Genomic DNA, 16,963 nt, shown 5'->3' on the forward strand with positions numbered 1-16,963 from the left:
TGCGCAAGGGCAGGAGTGTTGCCACATATGGATAACGAGCAAGTTGTAGCCGCCGCCGAAGATGCGGCGTCCACCGAGACCACCGAAGCACCTAAAAAGGTCACCCGCACCCGCCGCAAGGCTGCACCGAAGACGGTCGCCGCGGATGAAGCCCCCGACGCCGGAGCTGCCGCAACCGCCGCCGAGCCTGTCGCCGAAGCGAGCGACGCGGAAACGCCCAAGGCTCCCGTCCGGCGCACCAGGGCTCGAAAGAAGGTCGAAACCTCCGAGCCGCTGCCGGGTTTCGCTGAAGAAGCGTCCACGGAAGGTGGCGAGGCACCGGAGGCTGCTGCCGCCGTCGTACCTGAAATAGCACCAGAGGCCGAAGCCGCCCCCGAAAAGCCGGTCCGCCGGCGTCGTACCGCGAGGGCAAAGAGCGCCGAGCCCGTTGCCGAAGAAGCCCCGGTTGAAACACCGGCTGCCGACGTTGCGTCGCCCGGGGAAAACACTGTGGAGCCGCCGGCCGAGGAGCCCGCGCCCGAGGAAACCACCGGGGAGCCGGCCGTCGACGCCGAAGCCGCAAGTCCGATCGCGTCGCTGTTCCTGGAACCTGCCTCCGTCACGTCCATGATCTTCCAGGCACCTGACTTGAGCGCCGTTGTCCGTCCGGCCGTCGTCGACGAGGAACCGCGGGCCGAAGCTGAGGAAGGTTCCGAGGAGAACGAACTGGACGAAGCCGGCAGCCGCCGTCGGCGTCGCAGCCGTGGCCGTCGCGGACGCCGGGGCACCGAGCGTGATGACGCGGGAGAAGAAACCTCTGCGGAATCCGAGGACGAGGCAGAAGCCGGTACCGAGGAGCCCCTCGAAGAAGGCGTGACCTCCCGCCGTCGCCGGCGCCGTCGTCGCGGCGATCAGGACCTGGAACTGACGGGCGGCGGAGACGACGATCCCCCCAACACTGTGACCCGCGTCCGCGCTCCCCGCGCGCACGTTGAGTCCACCAGCGGCTCCGACCGAGTCACGAGCGTCAAGGGCTCCACCCGCCTTGAAGCAAAGAAGCAGCGCCGCCGCGAATCCCGCGAGACCGGCCGCCGCCGCCAGGTCATCACCGAGGCCGAATTCCTGGCCCGCCGTGAGTCCGTCGACCGCCAGATGATCGTTCGCCAGCGCGACGACAGGATCCAGATCGGTGTCCTCGAAGACGGCGTGCTCGCGGAGCACTTCGTGTCCAAGACACAGCAGGATTCCCTCATCGGCAACGTCTACCTGGGCAAGGTCCAGAACGTGCTGCCGTCGATGGAAGCCGCGTTCGTAGACATCGGACGCGGCCGCAACGCCGTACTGTACGCCGGTGAAGTCAACTGGGATGCCGTCACCCTGGAAGGCAAACCGCGCCGCATCGAGAACGCCCTGAAGTCAGGCGACTCCGTGCTGGTCCAGGTCACCAAGGATCCGGTGGGCCACAAGGGCGCACGCCTGACGAGCCAGATTTCACTTCCCGGCCGCTACCTTGTGTACGTACCGGGCGGGTCAATGACGGGAATTTCCCGCAAGCTGCCCGACGTCGAGCGCAACCGCCTGAAGAAAATCCTCAAGGACCGCCTCCCGGAGAACGCGGGCGTTATTGTCCGCACCGCCGCCGAGGGTGCTTCCGAGGAAGAGCTGACGCACGATATCAACCGCTTGCGGGCCCAGTGGGAAGGCATCGAAAGCCAGTCCACGTCCACCAAGATCCTGGCTCCGGAACTGCTGTACGGCGAACCGGACCTCACCATCAAGGTTGTCCGTGACGTCTTCAACGAGGACTTCTCCAAGCTCATCGTTTCCGGCGATGAAGCCTGGGACACCATCGAGGCCTACGTCACGTACGTGGCGCCGGACCTGGTGGGACGCCTCGAGAAGTGGACCTCGGACCAGGACATTTTCTCGGCATGGCGTGTGGACGAACAGATCCACAAGGCCTTGGAACGCAAGGTCTTCCTGCCCTCCGGTGGTTCGCTCGTGATCGACCGCACGGAGGCCATGACGGTTGTCGACGTCAACACCGGGAAGTTCACCGGCAGCGGCGGCAACCTCGAGGAGACCGTCACCAAGAACAACCTTGAGGCTGCCGAGGAAGTGGTCCGCCAGCTCCGCTTGCGCGACATCGGTGGAATCATCGTCATCGACTTCATCGACATGGTCCTGGAATCCAACCGCGATCTCGTGTTGCGCCGCCTGGTCGAGTGCCTCGGCCGGGACCGTACCAAGCACCAGGTCGCCGAGGTGACCTCGCTTGGATTGGTCCAGATGACCCGCAAGCGCATGGGCACCGGCCTGCTGGAGGTCTTCGGCGAGCAGTGCGAGACGTGCGCAGGGCGCGGAATCGTCACGCACGACGAGCCCGTGGAGCACCGTCGGGCCAACGTCGTGGCAGCTGAACACCACCACCCGCGCACGGAGTCACAGCCAGCCGTCCGCCCCGAGCAGCGCAAGCGTCGCCGCGGCCGCGGCACGGGGCCGGGGACCACTGAACTGCCCGTCACCCCTTCGGTGCCGGTCCACACTGTGGAATCCACCGACCCGAACCGGCAGGCAGCCACCCGCGCAGCCCTTGCCACCATCGCGGCTGCAGCCCACGCTGCCCACCTGCACGACGACGAGCTCCACCACGCGGCGGAATTGCTCGCCGACGGGCACGCAGCGGAAGTAACCCCGGTCCAGGCCCCAGCGGCCCCGGTCCAGGCTCCGGCCGCTGCTTCGAGTGGCGAGGAACGTTCGAAGCCTGTGCTGCGATTCGGCGGCGAGGAAGTTGCGTTGCCTTTCGTCCACCACGAAGAGGAGGCTGCAAGTGGCACACCTGCCATGAGCCTGGACCTATTGGCACAGGCATTCGCAGGCCTCGGAGAAGCTCCGGACACCGCCACGACGTCAACGTCAGCCAAGGAAACCCCCGCAGAGGCCCCCGCAGCCGTTGCAAGCGGTGAATCCCCGGACTCGGGTTCGCGTGGACGCCGAGGCCGACGCAACCGTAGCGCCAGCCGGGCCCAGGGTGCCGCCAACGCCACCAACGTGGAGCACCACGAGGTTGCCGCGGCTGCTTCCGGTGGGGCCGCGCACGAGGCCAAGGCGGCAGACGCCGCCCCGACGAAGCCGACGGCGGCAGCGGAACCGATCATCCTCGGCGTCGGTGTGCCGAAGTCCGAACTCTGAACGTAGTACCGTGCCTAAGCCCCGGCCGTTTCCGCTCCTGTGGAAACCGCCGGGGTTTCGGCGTTGTGGGCCAATCCGCCGACCCTGGCAGTCCGGTTGCAAAGGGCGATTTCAGCGGGCGAGGCGTGATCAGGGTTAAGCTAGGGGACTGACACGGGGTGCCGCGCACCGAGCCGGCTGAGACCAGACCCGTTGAACCTGTCCGGTTAGCACCGGCGAAGGGATGTCTCGCATGACTGTTTCGGCGCAATCATCTGTCTACCCGCTCAAGGCCATCCAGCGCCCCATACCCAGGGTCCTCAGCATCGCCGGCTCGGACCCCTCAGGTGGTGCCGGGATCCAGGCAGACCTGAAGAGCATTGCAGCCAACGGCGGCTACGGCATGGCCGTCATCACGGCGCTCACTGTACAAAACACACAGGGCGTCACTGGCGTCCATGTGCCTCCCGTGGAGTTCCTGCGCCAGCAATTGGACGCCATTAGCGACGACATCACGGTTGATGCCGTCAAGATCGGCATGCTCGGGGACGCGGCGGTCATCCACGAAGTCCGCCGCTGGCTTGGCGAGGCGCGCCCCGCCGTCGTCGTCCTGGATCCGGTGATGATCGCGACCAGTGGCGACAGGCTCCTCGCGGAGTCCGCTGAAACCGCACTGCGGGAACTGCTGCCCCTCGCAGACCTGGTGACCCCCAACCTTCCGGAATTGGCCATGCTGCTTGGCGAGCCTGTTGCCACTGATTGGGCATCGGCGTTGGAGCAAGGCAAGCGCCTGGCCGCTAGCTGCGGAAACACCGTCCTGGTGAAGGGGGGCCATCTGCAGGGAGCCGGCTGCCCCGATGCCCTGGTCAATACCGGGGGAGTCCTGAGCCAGGACGTGGTGGAATTCGCCGGCCAACGGGTGGAGACCCGCAATAGCCATGGGACGGGATGTTCCCTGTCGTCGGCGATGGCGACGGCCAAGGCGCGGCTCGGCGATTGGGAGTCTGCTTTGCGTGTCGTCAAGCCCTGGCTCCAGGAGGCGCTGACCCGGTCCGAGGTGCTGGAAGTAGGGAAGGGCAACGGGCCGATCCATCATTTCCACGCGCTCCAGCAGGCCCTTCAACCGGGGGACTTCGCCGTCCGGATGTGGGACGCCGCCCAAACGGAACTGGCAGCCATTTATGGCTTGGACTTCATCCAGCACTTGCAATCCGGTGGTCTCAGTGAAGCGCAGTTCAGCTACTACCTGTCCCAGGATGCCATCTATCTCAACGGCTATTCCAGGGTCCTGGCACGGGCAAGCGCCCTCGCTCCGAGTGAAACCGAACAGCTGTTCTGGGCCCGCGGCTCGCAGATGTGCCTTGAAGTCGAATCCGAGCTGCACCGGAATTGGCTCAGTGGACGCCAGGTGAGCGGAGAGCTGGGCCCGGTCACCAAGGCCTACGTGGACCACTTGCTGGCGGCATCGGCGTCGGGAAGCTATGCGGTGCTGGTTGCTGCCGTGTTGCCTTGCTACTGGTTGTACGCCGAGGTGGGACAGCGGCTCCACCATGGGTTTGTCGAGGCCGGAGCATCGGACGAGCACCCCTATGCGGATTGGCTGCGCACCTACGCGGACGAGGCGTTCGCGGAGGCCACCCGCAAGGCGATCGGCATCACGGATGCCGCCGCGCAGGTTGCGTCGCCCGCGGAGTGCACAGCGATGATGGAGGCGTTTGCCCAATCCTGCCGCTATGAAACGGCGTTCTTCGATGCTCCAAGGTTGCACGGCTGAGCCGGTCTTCCGGGGAGGAGGCACCGGAACGCGGCCTGCCCCCGCAGGCGTTGCAGCGTGTCGGCGTGAGGATCCGAGCTTTTCGCGGCCGGCAGGGTAAGGTGGACGGGCACGGTACCGGATGGCGGCATAGCCAGTCTGTGGCAGCCATCACGTGGCAGCCTCCGGACCTGGCCTCATTTGCAGCCGAAGGCGAAACTAGCGTAATCTAGATCTTCGGTGCTTACGCCAACACTTGGGTTATGCCCCTAGAAACCGTTCATTTGGAACTGACCTTTCATTTAGAACTATTCGAGGGATGACTCATGGATTCCGTACCGGAGTCCACGGCGTTGAGGCACAGCGTGAACCAGGCCCGTTTTTGGATCGGGGTTCCGCACGCAAATTTAGTAATAAACGTCGAGAGAAGTGAGTGCCCAAGTGGTGTACGCGATTGTCCGCGCAGGCGGCCGCCAAGAAAAGGTTTCCGTTGGAGACTACGTAACCCTGAACCGCGTCCCCGGTGGAGCCGGCAGCACCCTTGAGCTGCCCGCACTGCTCCTGGTGGACGGTGACAAGGTCACCTCCGCAGCTGCGGATCTGGCCAAGGTCAAGGTTACGGCTGAGATCCTCGAAGACCTCCGTGGTCCGAAGATCGTCATCCAGAAGTTCAAGAACAAGACCGGCTACAAGAAGCGCCAGGGTCACCGTCAAGAACTGACCAAGATCAAGATCACCGGTATCAAGTAACCACTGGTTGCTGTTCAGGTTTTCAACAGATTCCCCAGAATTTAAAGGCAGGCATTTCAAATGGCACATAAAAAAGGCGCGAGCTCCACTCGCAACGGTCGTGACTCCAACGCCCAGTACCTCGGCGTAAAGCGCTTCGGTGGCCAGGTCGTTTCCGCAGGCGAGATCATCGTCCGCCAGCGCGGCACCCACTTCCACCCGGGCGCCGGTGTCGGCCGCGGTGGCGACGACACCCTGTTCGCCCTGCAGGCAGGCGCGGTTGAGTTCGGTACTCGCCGTGGCCGTCGCGTAGTGAACATCGTTGCTGCTGCAGCTGCAGAGTAATAACACGTTCTGAACGGGTGGAGCGGGCCGTATGGCCCGCTCCATCTGTCTTTTTAACCGCACTAGAATTTACTAGGGCGGGCGGCCGCGCAACAGCGGCGCAACACGCACTTCAAGCAGTAATTTCCACATAGAGGAGAAACACGTGGCGACCTTCGTAGACCGGGTAGTACTTCACGTATCCGGCGGAACAGGCGGCCACGGCTGTGTTTCTGTTAAGCGCGAGAAGTTCAAGCCCCTCGGTGGACCCGACGGCGGCAACGGCGGCAATGGCGGCGACGTCATCCTGCGCGTCGATGCCCAAACCACCACCCTGCTTGATTACCACCACGCACCGCACCGCCACGCAACCAACGGCGGCCCGGGCATGGGCGACTGGCGGGGCGGCAAGAACGGTGAAACCCTCGTCCTTCCCGTCCCGGACGGCACGGTGGTCAAGACCAAGGACGGCGTCGTCCTTGCTGACCTCGTCGGCGAAGGCACCGAGTTCGTCGCCGCCGCAGGCGGCATGGGCGGCCTTGGTAACTCTTCGTTGTCTTCGCAGAAGCGCAGGGCGCCCGGTTTCGCCCTCCTCGGTATTGAAGGCGAGTCCAGCGACATCGTCCTGGAACTGAAGTCCATCGCAGACATCGCGCTGGTTGGCTTCCCCTCCGCGGGCAAGTCGAGCCTTGTCGCGGCGATGTCCGCGGCGCGGCCCAAGATCGCCGACTACCCGTTTACCACCCTGATCCCCAACCTTGGCGTGGTCCAGGCCGGTGACGTCCGGTTCACCATCGCCGACGTTCCCGGGCTGATCGAGGGCGCCAGCGAGGGCAAGGGCCTCGGCCACAACTTCCTGCGCCACGTAGAGCGTTGCGCCGCGCTGGTGCACGTGCTGGACTGCGGAACCTTGGAAGCGGACAGGGACCCGCTCACCGATCTTGCGATCATCGAGCAAGAGCTGGACAAGTACGCGGTGGACATGAGCTACGCCGGCGTTGACGGCGAAGTGGTCCCCTTGAACGAGCGCCCCAAGCTTGTGGTCCTGAACAAGGTGGACTTGCCTGACGGTCGGGATATGGCCGAGTTCGTCCGCCCAGAACTGGAACAGCGCGGCTACCGCGTCTTCGAAGTCTCTGCCACGAGCCATGAAGGCCTGCGCCAATTGAGCTTCGCCATGGGCGAGATCGTCATGGCCGCCCGCAAGGCCGTTGCGATTGCGCCTCCCAAGGTCGCAGCGCCTGTCCTGCGCCCCCGGGCCGTCAACGAGTCCGGCTTCAAGATCCGCCGCGAGGAGAAGAACCTCGAACCGCTCTTCCGCGTGCTCGGGGAAAAGCCGGTCCGCTGGGTCAAGCAGACCGATTTCACCAACGAAGAAGCCATTGGCTACCTCGCCGATCGACTGGCCAAGCTCGGCATCGAAAACGAGTTGTTCAAGATGGGTGCCGTTCCGGGCGACACCGTGGTGATCGGCGAGGAAGACGGCGTGGTGTTCGACTGGGAGCCCACCATGATGGCGGGCGCCGAACTCCTGGCGACGCCTCGAGGAACCGACATTCGCGTTGCCGACATCGGCGACCGTCCCACCCGTTCGCAGAAGCGCGACGAGCAGCTCGAGCGCCGCGAGGCCAAGGCTGCAGCACGTGCCGAGCTCGAAGCCGAGCGGAAGGCGGGCATCTGGACCGAGTCCGTCAGCGGCCGCCGTCTGCCCAAGCCCCTGAAGGAAAGCGGCCTGGAAGCCGGAAATGACGACTAGCACGGCCCGCATCGCTGAAGTCACCGAAGGCGACGACGCCGCGGAACGCCAGGCGTTGGCCGGCGCCAAGCGGATTGTGGTCAAAGTAGGTTCGTCCTCGTTGACCAGCATCAAAGGCGGCATCTCGGAGAAAGCGCTGACGGCCCTGGTCCACGCCCTGGCCGAGAAGCGCAATTCCGGGACGGAGATCATCCTGGTCTCCTCCGGTGCCATCGCGGCGGGTCTCGCACCGCTCGGGCTCGCCAAGCGTCCCAAGGACCTCGCCACGCAGCAGGCTGCGGCCAGTGTGGGCCAAGGGCTTTTGATGGCGCGCTATTCGCAGGCTTTTGCTGCGCACGGAGTCACGGTCAGCCAAGTCCTGTTGACTGCCGATGACCTGATGCGGCGCACCCAGCACAGCAACGCATACCGGGCGCTCGACCGCTTGCTGAACCTCGGCGTCGTGCCGGTCGTGAACGAAAACGACACCGTGGCAACCCACGAAATCCGTTTCGGTGACAACGACCGGCTGGCCGCCTTGGTGGCGCACCTTGTCCGGGCCGACGCGCTGGTCCTGCTGTCCGACGTCGACGCCCTGTATGACGGTCCGCCGTCGTTGGGTGCAAAGCGCATTCCGCTCGTCACCGGTCCCGCCGACCTCGTCGGCGTGACCATCGGCAAGGCGGGCAAAGCCGGCGTCGGTACCGGAGGCATGACCACCAAGGTGGAGGCGGCCTCGATCGCCGCGGGCTCCGGCATCCACGCCCTCGTCACGTCCACGGCGAATGCCGCCGCTGCACTGGCCGGCGAGGACGTGGGCACTTGGTTCGCCATCAACGGCAACCGCAAACCGGTTCGCCTGCTGTGGCTGGCCCACCTCGCTTCGGTTCGGGGCCGTTTGATCCTCGACGACGGCGCCGTCAAGGCGGTGCGCGACCGTCACACCTCGCTGCTGCCCGCCGGAATATCGTCGGTGCAGGGGGACTTCGAGCCCGGCGATCCCGTGGAGATGGTTTCCGCCGACGGCACCGTGATTGCGAGGGGACTGGTGAACTACTCCGCGGAAGAGCTTCCCCGCATGCTTGGCCGTTCAACCAAGGAGCTCGCCAAGGACCTTGGCCGTGGATATGACCGCGTAGTTGTTCATGTTGACGACCTCGTACTGGTCCAGCCGTCCCGCTCCACTAAACTTGGAGAATGACTGAGGCCCTTACCCCTGATTCTCCTGTGATAACCGACGCCCTGGCTTCCGGCAATGCCACCCGGGTGCCGGAAACTCCGGAGCTGGGAACCGCGCCGCTCACGCCCGGGCAAGTCGAGGCGGCCGTGCATTCGATCGCGGACCGCTCCCGGCAGGCAGCGCGGCACATGGCCCAGGCGAACCGTGCCTGGAAGGACCGCGCCCTGCGCGCTATCGGCGCGGCCCTCCGGGAACAGGAGGATTCAATCCTCGCCGCCAACGCGAAGGATGTTGAGTCCGGCCGCAACAACGGAACCTCCGTTGCCATGCTGGACCGCCTGACCTTGACTCCTGCCCGCATCGACGGCCTTGTGGCCGCCCTTGAAAACCTGGCGGGTCTGCCGGATCCCGTGGGCAACGTCGTCCGTGGCCAGACCCTCCCCAACGGCCTGCGCTTGCGCCAGGTCAACGTGCCCATGGGAGTAGTCGCTGCGATCTACGAGGCCCGCCCCAACGTCACGGTCGATATCGCCGGACTTGCCTTGAAGAGCGGCAATGCCGTGATCCTGCGCGGCGGATCGGCTGCCGCCCACACCAACGCAGCCCTTGTGACCATCCTCCGCGATGCGCTGGAATCCGTAGGGCTGCCGGCCGACGCCGTCCAGAGCGTGGACGAGTTCGGCCGCGAGGGCGCGAATGTCCTGATGCGTGCCCGTGGCCGCGTGGACGTGCTGATTCCCCGCGGTGGACGGGACCTGATTCAGACTGTGGTGAACAACTCGTCTGTGCCCGTCATTGAGACCGGCGAAGGCAACGTGCACATCTTCATCGATGAGTCCGCCAGCGAAGAGATGGCCGTCGACATCCTGCTCAACGCCAAGACCCAGCGCCCCAGTGTGTGCAACACCGTGGAAACCCTCCTGGTCCACTCGAAATCCACCGTGCTGCCCGCGGTCGCCGCCGCACTTCGTTCCGCCGGGGTCACCCTGCATGTCGACTCCCGGATTGAAGCGGCGCTGTCCGGCTCCGTGGACACGGTCCCCGCCGACGACGTCGATTGGGCTACGGAATACATGGACCTTGACCTCGCTGTTGCGATGGTGGACAACCTTGACGAGGCCGTCTCGCATATCCGCAAATGGTCGACCGGCCACACGGAGGCCATCCTGACGAACAATCTGGCGAACGCTGAGAAGTTCATTGCGGACATCGACTCGGCGGCGGTCATCGTGAACGCTTCCACGCGCTTCACCGATGGCGGCGAACTCGGGCTGGGCGCCGAGGTGGGAATCTCCACCCAGAAGCTGCACGCACGCGGTCCCATGGGCCTGACCGAGCTGACCACCACCAAGTGGATCGTCCAGGGTGAAGGCCAGGTCCGCGCCTAGCAACGCTGTAACATAGAACAGAAGTCCTGAACGGCGGGAGGATCCGCCGTCGAAATCCTTTGAACCGCTAGGGGAGAAAATGCAGTTTCAGCAGATCGCCATTTCAATTCTCACGCAAGGGGGCGAGAGCGGAGCCGAAGCGCCGGCACCGTTGTGGGCTGAACCTTGGGTTTTCGGTGTCTCCATGTTCTGCATCCTGCTGGTCCTGATGTTTGTGGCAGTCTCCTACACGAACCTTGGCAACCGTCACGACGCCGTCGAAGAACATTCGGATCCGCACCGCCAGCACCCGGCCAAGCACCCAGGGCTGGGTCACTAACATTTCCGCCGCGAAACCCTTCGAGGAAACGGGGCGCCGACTTCGCTTGGGCGTGATGGGTGGGACGTTCGATCCCATTCACCACGGCCACTTGGTTGCTGCCAGTGAGGTTGCTGCCAAGTTCCGCTTGGACGAGGTGGTCTTCGTGCCCACCGGACAGCCCTGGCAGAAATCGCACAAGCAAGTCAGCGAAGCCGAGCACCGGTACTTGATGACGGTCATTGCCACGGCTTCCAACCCCAATTTCACGGTGAGCCGTGTGGACGTGGACCGCCCCGGTCCCACCTTCACGATCGATACCCTGCGGGATCTGCGGACGCAGCGGCCGGATGCGGACTTGTTCTTCATCACGGGCGCGGACGCCCTGGCACAGATCCTGTCCTGGAAAGATGTCGACGAGCTTTGGTCCTTGGCGCATTTTGTCGGTGTCACCAGGCCCGGTCATGTTCTTGACGGCATGGGCAGGGAAGACGTCAGTCTGTTGGAAGTGCCCGCCATGGCGATTTCGTCGACGGATTGCCGCGCCCGCGTGGGTGCAGGCAATCCGGTCTGGTACCTCGTACCTGACGGAGTAGTGCAGTACATCGCCAAATACAAGCTGTACTCGGGCAAACCCGGCATGGGGGAGCCCCTGCATGCTATGACCGGAACAGAACACCAAGCCCGTACCGAGTGAGTTTTGAATGAGCCAGGAACAGCCCCCCATCCCTAGCCGGCGCGAGCTTCGACGAGCCCGGGACGCACGCCTGGAAGAAACAGGCGCACGTCCCGCGGTAGCCGAGGCAGTTACCTCCGACGACGCCAGCCACGCGTCCGGCGGCGCTTCGGCCAATCGGGTGCGCCGGGTGGCAGATGCTCCCTTGGACGCCAAACCCGCCTCGGAACGTTCCTCCCAGGCGCGTGCACGCGACCGCGCCGCCCTCCGTGCCATCAAGGAACTCGCGGACAAGGAGCAGCAGCTTTCCCGCGGCGGTCCGCCCACGCGCCGTCAGCTGCGCCTCCAGCAATTGCAGGAAGAAGTTGCACCGGGCACCTCGGCGATCCCCGTTGTCCCGGCACCGGGCTCAGGGCCAAGGACATCCAGTGTCCCGGTCCAGGCTCCCGGCAGGCAGCAGTCCGGTCCTGATCGCCCGGGCGTTTTGCCCGGCGGCGGCGTCCGCGTCACGGCAGGACCTCCTCCCGGTGCGCCGGAAATGACCGTGGAGCAGGCCTTGATGGCCCGTGAGCTTTTGGCCGCCCAAGCGAACAACCAGTCAAACAAGCTTGAGCACATCGCTGCAATGGAATCTGCGGTGCAGAAAGTCCCCGCCGCCGAATCCGCGGTTTCCGGTGCCGACGTCGAGCCGGCGGACCCGGAGGCCCTGGCCGAACAGATCGCCCAGGCTGAACGCGAGGCCATCCTCAACAAGAGGGCCATGGCCAAGCAGAAGCTCGCCGAACAAAACAGCCGTCCTTCCGGGCCTGTCCGTGCTGAACCTTCCGTAGCTAGCAACCTGGCCATGGTGACACCCCTGGAATTCGTGAAGGTTCCGGGACTCGATCGTCCCGTCATGAAGCCGCCCGGCACCACATTCGTTCCCCTTGTGACCTCCCCGGCGCCGAAACTGAAGCCGGGGCAGTCGGCGTCGGGCAAGCCACGCAACCTGCGCGGCCGCGCAGGAGTGCTGGCGCGCGCAGAGGCCGCTGCGAAAGCGGCCGGTCGACGCCCGACGTCGGGCTCCGAACCCGATGGCGAAGCGCTGGCCGAGGCGGCAGAACATCCGCCCATCTCGGCAAGTTCGGCCTACGGACTTGAACCGCTCGACGCCGCGACGGCGGGACTTGGGCGCGCCCAGCGTACCCGGCTCCTGGTCCTGGGACTGGTTGGCATCGGAGCCATCGCCCTGATTGCGGGCATCATCATGATCACCAGCGGACTTTCCCGCTGACCATAACGGCTTTTGCCACCAAACAGGCTTCGTCTATTCTCGAAGCCGCATACAAGGAGTCCCGTGACTGCACATGAACAATCCGTCCTCTTGGCCCGCCACGCCGCCCGCGCGGCAGCGGACAAGCTGGCCGAGGACATCATCGCCCTCGACGTCAGCGAACGTCTGGCCCTGACTGACGTCTTCCTGATCGCCTCGGCCCCGACCGAGCGCCAGGTCAACGCCATCGTCGACGGTATCGAGGAAGAGCTGCTCAAGCAGGATCTCCGCCCGGTCCGCCGCGAAGGACGTTCCGAGGGCCGCTGGGTCCTCTTGGACTACGCAGACATCGTGGTGCACGTCCAGCACTCCGAGGACAGGGTCTTCTATGCCCTGGAACGCCTCTGGAAAGACTGCCCCGTAGTGGACCTGGAACTCGGTGACGACGCCTCGGCGAAGGCTCCCGCCGTCGAGGAATCCTAGGCTTTAAGGCACCGACCAACTGAATATGCCCGATTTGGAATTTTCGGAAATGCTGTTCTAAGATATTTGAGTTGCTTCGGAGGAATCCGAAAACTGGACGGGGTTTCCGGCCAGTTCACGGTTCGTGAAGCAGCGAAAATATGGGGCTGTGGCGCAGCTGGTAGCGCACCTGCATGGCATGCAGGGGGTCAGGGGTTCGAGTCCCCTCAGCTCCACCATGGAGGCCTTGCTTGGAACGTGGGTTTTATGTTCCGGGCAGGGCCTCAGATTTTGTGGAAATTGAAAGAGCCGCCCCGCCGGGGGTGGCTCTTTCGTTTCTCCGGCATTTTCAGCGGTGTCTTGGGTTGTAGGCAAGAACGCGTAAATCCCGGCACCCTCGCTTAGCCGCCGCGTGTATGCAACAGTGGGCTCAGCATGCCTCCACCACTTTCCCAACCGATTACGGTTTACTATGAGGCATTACCGTCTGGAGGCTCGCGGTCTTTCGCGGGCCCATCGCAAAGCAGCCACCGACAATACAGGGGGATAGTCCTTGGTAACTATGGCCGATGTTGCGCGGGTAGCAGGCGTTTCCAGGAGCACTGTGTCCTATGCCCTCAGTGGTGTCCGGCCGATTGCTCCCGAAACGCGGGAGCGCATCCTGAAGGCCATGTCCGATCTTGGCTATACGCCGAACCTGCTCGCCCAGGGCTTGGCCGGCAAACGGACCGGCATCGTCTCCTTGATTTTTCCGGTCGGGGAGCAAGGCATGAACACCACGGAATTCGAATACGTCCAAGGTGCCGCCGAGCAGGCGCGTGCTGACGGATACCATCTCCTTCTGTGGCCAATGGACCCCGACGACCTGGGCGAGATGCAGCGGATCGTGGCCCAGGGCCTCGTAGATGGAATCCTCCTGATGGAAGTCAGGTCATTCGACGAACGGATTCCTGTCCTGCTGGAAACCGGTGTTCCCTTCGTCACGATCGGACGGCCCACGGATGCTGATGGCCTGACATTCGTGGACGCAGATTTCGAAGCAATGGGGGAGCTGGCAGTGTCGCATCTCGTCAGCCTGGGGCACACGGAGATCGGCCTTGTGACGCATTCGCGTGAGTCCCTGGACAGCGGATACGGCCCGATGGTCCGATCCTGGGATGCCGTTGCAGCTGCTGCGTCGAGGCACGGGATCAGCGCTCGGCTGTATCCGGCCACGAGCTCACTTGCCGGCGGTCGCGAGGTGTTTGGACAGATCCTGGAAGAATCTCCGGAAACAACCGGGCTCGTGATGATCAACGAAGCGGCGACTGCAGGCCTTCTGGGTGCGGCGGCGGCCCACGGTTGGCGAGTGCCCGAGTCTCTCTCCATTGTCGCGATCAACACCAGTGCCGGCTCCGCGGAGCGCTTCATGCCCGCCCTGACGACGGCGTCCGCCGAACCGAGCGTCATGGGTCGTGAAGCAGCACAATTCCTTACCCGGCGCCTCAGGAGCGACGGGCCGGATGCCGTGCAGTGGCTCGCGGAACCGGTGTTGACGTTGCGCGGAAGCACCGCCGTGGCACGCGCCGTGCAGCCGTAGAATCGCCCCGCCGTCCGGGTGCAGTCCGCCAATTCGAGGCATTCATTACGCGCTCCTATCGAACGTGATTGTGACATTTGACACACCGTCGCGCTGCCAACTACTGTCGAGCCATCGACCCGCGTCGACAAGGCGCGTCGACGAACGGCGATGAGATTCCTCCTGATACAACATGGCGGATGGTCACCGATCAGAGTTCCCGGAGACTAAGGAAGTAAGTCGTGCTTGGAATCATTCGGTACCAATCATCCGAATTGACGATGCGGTCGATGTCGCGCAAACCTGAGCGGGAATTCGCCGGCTTCCGCCGCGGATCCACGAGTAGCCGCGTCCCCTTGTTCCCGGCTCGTGAAGCCCCCGGAATAGCGCGTGGACGGAACCTGGAGACCGCTGCCTGCTTCTGAGTTCCGGGACCGGGCGCAGGAGGGGCCAATGATGCCCGTCCACAGCATGTAAGCGCTTGCCCTGTGCCGGTTGTGCCCGCAGAGGCCTACCCACCCCGGCGCCGCGGTGGTCTCACCCTTAGCCAACATCTCCCCAATCATCACAACAACCTCTTGGAGGTAACCCGCATGGAAACGTCGACCAAACCGGCCCAGTCCGCGTTCGAAGGTGGCCGGAAGTGAAAGCGATTCGACGGTTCACGGTACGAACGGTTCTGCCGGAAGCAATCGCCCCGCTCGCACGATTGGCGAAGAACCTGCGCTGGTCCTGGCATTTGCCGACACGCGAACTGTTCTCCGCGCTGAACGCCGAAGCCTGGGAGCAAAGCAATCATGACCCCATGACCTTCCTCGGCCTGGTCAGCCGCGAGGAACTGCAGGAGCTCGCAGCGGATGGCGCCGTCGTCGAGCGTGTTCAGCAGGCGGCTTCGGATCTGGACCGGTACCTGGGTGAGCCGCGCTGGTACCAGGGCCTGGGTCCGGATGCTCCGGTGTGCATCGCGTATTTCTCGCCCGAGTTCGGCATCACGGAGGTTCTTCCGCAGTATTCGGGCGGCTTGGGGATCCTGGCCGGTGACCACCTGAAGGCCGCCTCGGATTTGGGCGTGCCGTTGATCGGCGTCGGGCTGCTGTACCAGGCGGGCTACTTCAAGCAGTCCCTGTCCCGGGACGCCTGGCAGCAGGAGACCTACCCGGTCCTTGACCCCGACGGCCTGCCCCTGACACTGCTCCGTGAGGAAGACGGTTCGCCGGCCTTGGTCACGCTTCCCCTGCCGGGCGACCGGACGCTGCGCGCGCACATTTGGCGGGCCGACGTCGGGCGCGTGCCGCTGCTGCTGCTCGATTCGAACGTTCCGGCCAATGACGACGCCGCGCGCGGGATCACGGACCGCCTCTACGGCGGCGGCGGTGACCACCGCCTGCAGCAGGAACGGCTGTTGGGCATGGGCGGGGTGAAGGCGCTGCGCGTCTACCCGCGCCTCACCGGCACCCCGGCCCCGGAAGTGTTCCACACCAACGAAGGCCACGCCGGGTTCCTGGGCATCGAACGCATCCAGGAACTCATGTCCACCGAGGCCCCGCTGAGCTGGTCCGAAGCCCTGGCCGCCGGGCGCGCGTCCACGGTGTTCACCACCCACACCCCGGTGCCGGCCGGCATCGACCGTTTCGAGGCCGTGCAGATCAGGCACTTCTTCGACGCCGGCCTGGCCCCGGACGTGCCCGTGGAGAAGGTCCTGGACCTGGGCCGGGAAAACTACGACGGCGGCAACCCCGCGGTCTTCAACATGGCCGTGATGGGCCTGCGCCTGGCGCAGCGGGCCAACGGCGTGGCCAAACTCCACGGCGTGGTCTCCCGCGAGATGTTCTCCGGGCTCTGGCCAGGCTTCGACCACTCCGAAATCCCCATCACCTCCGTCACCAACGGCGTCCACGTCCCCACCTGGATCGATCCGAAGATGAGCAGGCTCGCCGCAAAGTACTTCGGCAGCACTGACGTGGATGCCACCGGTTGGGACAAGATCTACGACGTGGATGATGCCGAGCTCTGGGCCCTGCGAGGCGAGTTGCGTTCGGCCTTGGTTGATGACGTGCGCAAGCGCCTGCGATCTTCGTGGAAGAAGCGCGGGGCTGCCGATGCGGAGCTGGGTTGGACGGACACCGTGTTGGACCCGGACGTGCTCACGATCGGTTTCGCCCGGCGCGTGCCCACCTACAAGCGCCTGACCCTGATGCTCCGGGACCCGGCCCGGCTCAAGGCGCTGCTGCTGCACCCGAAGCACCCCATCCAGCTGGTCATCGCCGGCAAGTCCCACCCGGCCGACGACGCCGGGAAGAAGATGATCCAGGACCTGGTGAAGTTCACCGACGACCCCGCCGTGCGGCACCGGATCGTGTTCCTGCCCAATTACGACATCGCGATGGCCCGCACCCTGTTCCCGGGCTGCGACGTGTGGCTGAACAACCCGCTCCGGCCCCTGGAGGCCTGCGGGACC

13 protein-coding genes, 1 tRNA gene and 1 riboswitch are annotated in these 16,963 nt (G+C 64.8%); all 14 genes read left to right on the plus strand.

Features of this window, described 5'->3' with window-relative positions; genetic code table 11:
- Positions 1–27: 27 nt before the first annotated feature.
- The gene (locus tag VLA65_RS21310; protein WP_332603669.1) at positions 28–3,171 is read left to right on the plus strand and encodes an Rne/Rng family ribonuclease; all 3,144 of its coding nucleotides are present in this window, start codon (positions 28–30) and stop codon (positions 3,169–3,171) included.
- Between the two features lie 144 nt (positions 3,172–3,315).
- A riboswitch (TPP riboswitch) is annotated at positions 3,316–3,412 on the plus strand.
- The gene (gene thiD, locus VLA65_RS21315) at positions 3,404–4,924 is read left to right on the plus strand and encodes a bifunctional hydroxymethylpyrimidine kinase/phosphomethylpyrimidine kinase (RefSeq protein ID WP_332603670.1); all 1,521 of its coding nucleotides are present in this window, start codon (positions 3,404–3,406) and stop codon (positions 4,922–4,924) included. (Overlaps the previous riboswitch by 9 nt.)
- Before the next feature lie 420 nt (positions 4,925–5,344).
- Positions 5,345–5,653: a 50S ribosomal protein L21 gene (gene rplU / locus VLA65_RS21320; RefSeq protein WP_028267456.1), complete on the plus strand. Its 309-nt coding sequence runs from the start codon at positions 5,345–5,347 to the stop codon at positions 5,651–5,653.
- 60 nt (positions 5,654–5,713) lie between these two features.
- Positions 5,714–5,977, plus strand: a complete 264-nt coding sequence (rpmA, locus tag VLA65_RS21325) for a 50S ribosomal protein L27 (RefSeq protein WP_003803426.1) — start codon at positions 5,714–5,716, stop codon at positions 5,975–5,977.
- Positions 5,978–6,122: 145 nt separating this feature from the next.
- The gene (obgE, locus tag VLA65_RS21330; RefSeq protein WP_284991215.1) at positions 6,123–7,712 is read left to right on the plus strand and encodes a GTPase ObgE; all 1,590 of its coding nucleotides are present in this window, start codon (positions 6,123–6,125) and stop codon (positions 7,710–7,712) included.
- Complete coding sequence (proB, locus tag VLA65_RS21335) at positions 7,702–8,892, plus strand: glutamate 5-kinase (RefSeq protein ID WP_306959431.1); 1,191 nt, start codon at positions 7,702–7,704, stop codon at positions 8,890–8,892. The genes obgE and proB overlap by 11 nt, the downstream gene beginning before the upstream one ends.
- Positions 8,889–10,259, plus strand: coding sequence for a glutamate-5-semialdehyde dehydrogenase (locus VLA65_RS21340; RefSeq protein WP_332603671.1), 1,371 nt, complete (start codon positions 8,889–8,891; stop codon positions 10,257–10,259). Before proB ends, VLA65_RS21340 begins: the two co-directional genes overlap by 4 nt.
- Before the next feature lie 79 nt (positions 10,260–10,338).
- On the plus strand, positions 10,339–10,578 hold the full coding sequence (locus VLA65_RS21345; protein WP_059389357.1) for a hypothetical protein: 240 nt from the start codon (positions 10,339–10,341) through the stop codon (positions 10,576–10,578).
- Between the two features lie 55 nt (positions 10,579–10,633).
- Entirely contained in the window at positions 10,634–11,254 is a 621-nt protein-coding gene (gene nadD, locus VLA65_RS21350; protein WP_059389356.1) for a nicotinate-nucleotide adenylyltransferase, read from the plus strand.
- Positions 11,255–11,261: 7 nt separating this feature from the next.
- Complete coding sequence (locus VLA65_RS21355) at positions 11,262–12,506, plus strand: hypothetical protein (protein ID WP_332603672.1); 1,245 nt, start codon at positions 11,262–11,264, stop codon at positions 12,504–12,506.
- 63 nt (positions 12,507–12,569) lie between these two features.
- Positions 12,570–12,968, plus strand: a complete 399-nt coding sequence (gene rsfS / locus VLA65_RS21360; protein ID WP_059389355.1) for a ribosome silencing factor — start codon at positions 12,570–12,572, stop codon at positions 12,966–12,968.
- A gap of 142 nt (positions 12,969–13,110) precedes the next feature.
- Positions 13,111–13,186: transfer RNA gene (locus VLA65_RS21365), tRNA-Ala, on the plus strand.
- 323 nt (positions 13,187–13,509) lie between these two features.
- Positions 13,510–14,526: a LacI family DNA-binding transcriptional regulator gene (locus VLA65_RS21370; RefSeq protein ID WP_284991227.1), complete on the plus strand. Its 1,017-nt coding sequence runs from the start codon at positions 13,510–13,512 to the stop codon at positions 14,524–14,526.
- 622 nt (positions 14,527–15,148) lie between these two features.
- Positions 15,149–16,963: alpha-glucan family phosphorylase (gene glgP, locus VLA65_RS21375; protein ID WP_332603673.1), on the plus strand; the 1,815-nt coding region annotated here is incomplete at its 3' end.

Source organism: Arthrobacter sp. S2(2024) (genome assembly GCF_036662515.1).
In the GTDB taxonomy this organism is placed as follows: domain Bacteria; phylum Actinomycetota; class Actinomycetes; order Actinomycetales; family Micrococcaceae; genus Arthrobacter.

Coding starts and splice junctions, on each gene's coding strand:
- VLA65_RS21355 (WP_332603672.1), top strand. CDS start 11,262: ATGAGCCAGGAACAGCCCCCCATCCCTAGCCGGCGCGAGCTTCGACGA.
- proB (WP_306959431.1), top strand. CDS start 7,702: ATGACGACTAGCACGGCCCGCATCGCTGAAGTCACCGAAGGCGACGAC.
- nadD (WP_059389356.1), top strand. CDS start 10,634: ATGGGTGGGACGTTCGATCCCATTCACCACGGCCACTTGGTTGCTGCC.
- VLA65_RS21370 (WP_284991227.1), top strand. CDS start 13,510: ATGGCCGATGTTGCGCGGGTAGCAGGCGTTTCCAGGAGCACTGTGTCC.
- VLA65_RS21310 (WP_332603669.1), top strand. CDS start 28: ATGGATAACGAGCAAGTTGTAGCCGCCGCCGAAGATGCGGCGTCCACC.
- VLA65_RS21340 (WP_332603671.1), top strand. CDS start 8,889: ATGACTGAGGCCCTTACCCCTGATTCTCCTGTGATAACCGACGCCCTG.
- VLA65_RS21345 (WP_059389357.1), top strand. CDS start 10,339: ATGCAGTTTCAGCAGATCGCCATTTCAATTCTCACGCAAGGGGGCGAG.
- rpmA (WP_003803426.1), top strand. CDS start 5,714: ATGGCACATAAAAAAGGCGCGAGCTCCACTCGCAACGGTCGTGACTCC.
- thiD (WP_332603670.1), top strand. CDS start 3,404: ATGACTGTTTCGGCGCAATCATCTGTCTACCCGCTCAAGGCCATCCAG.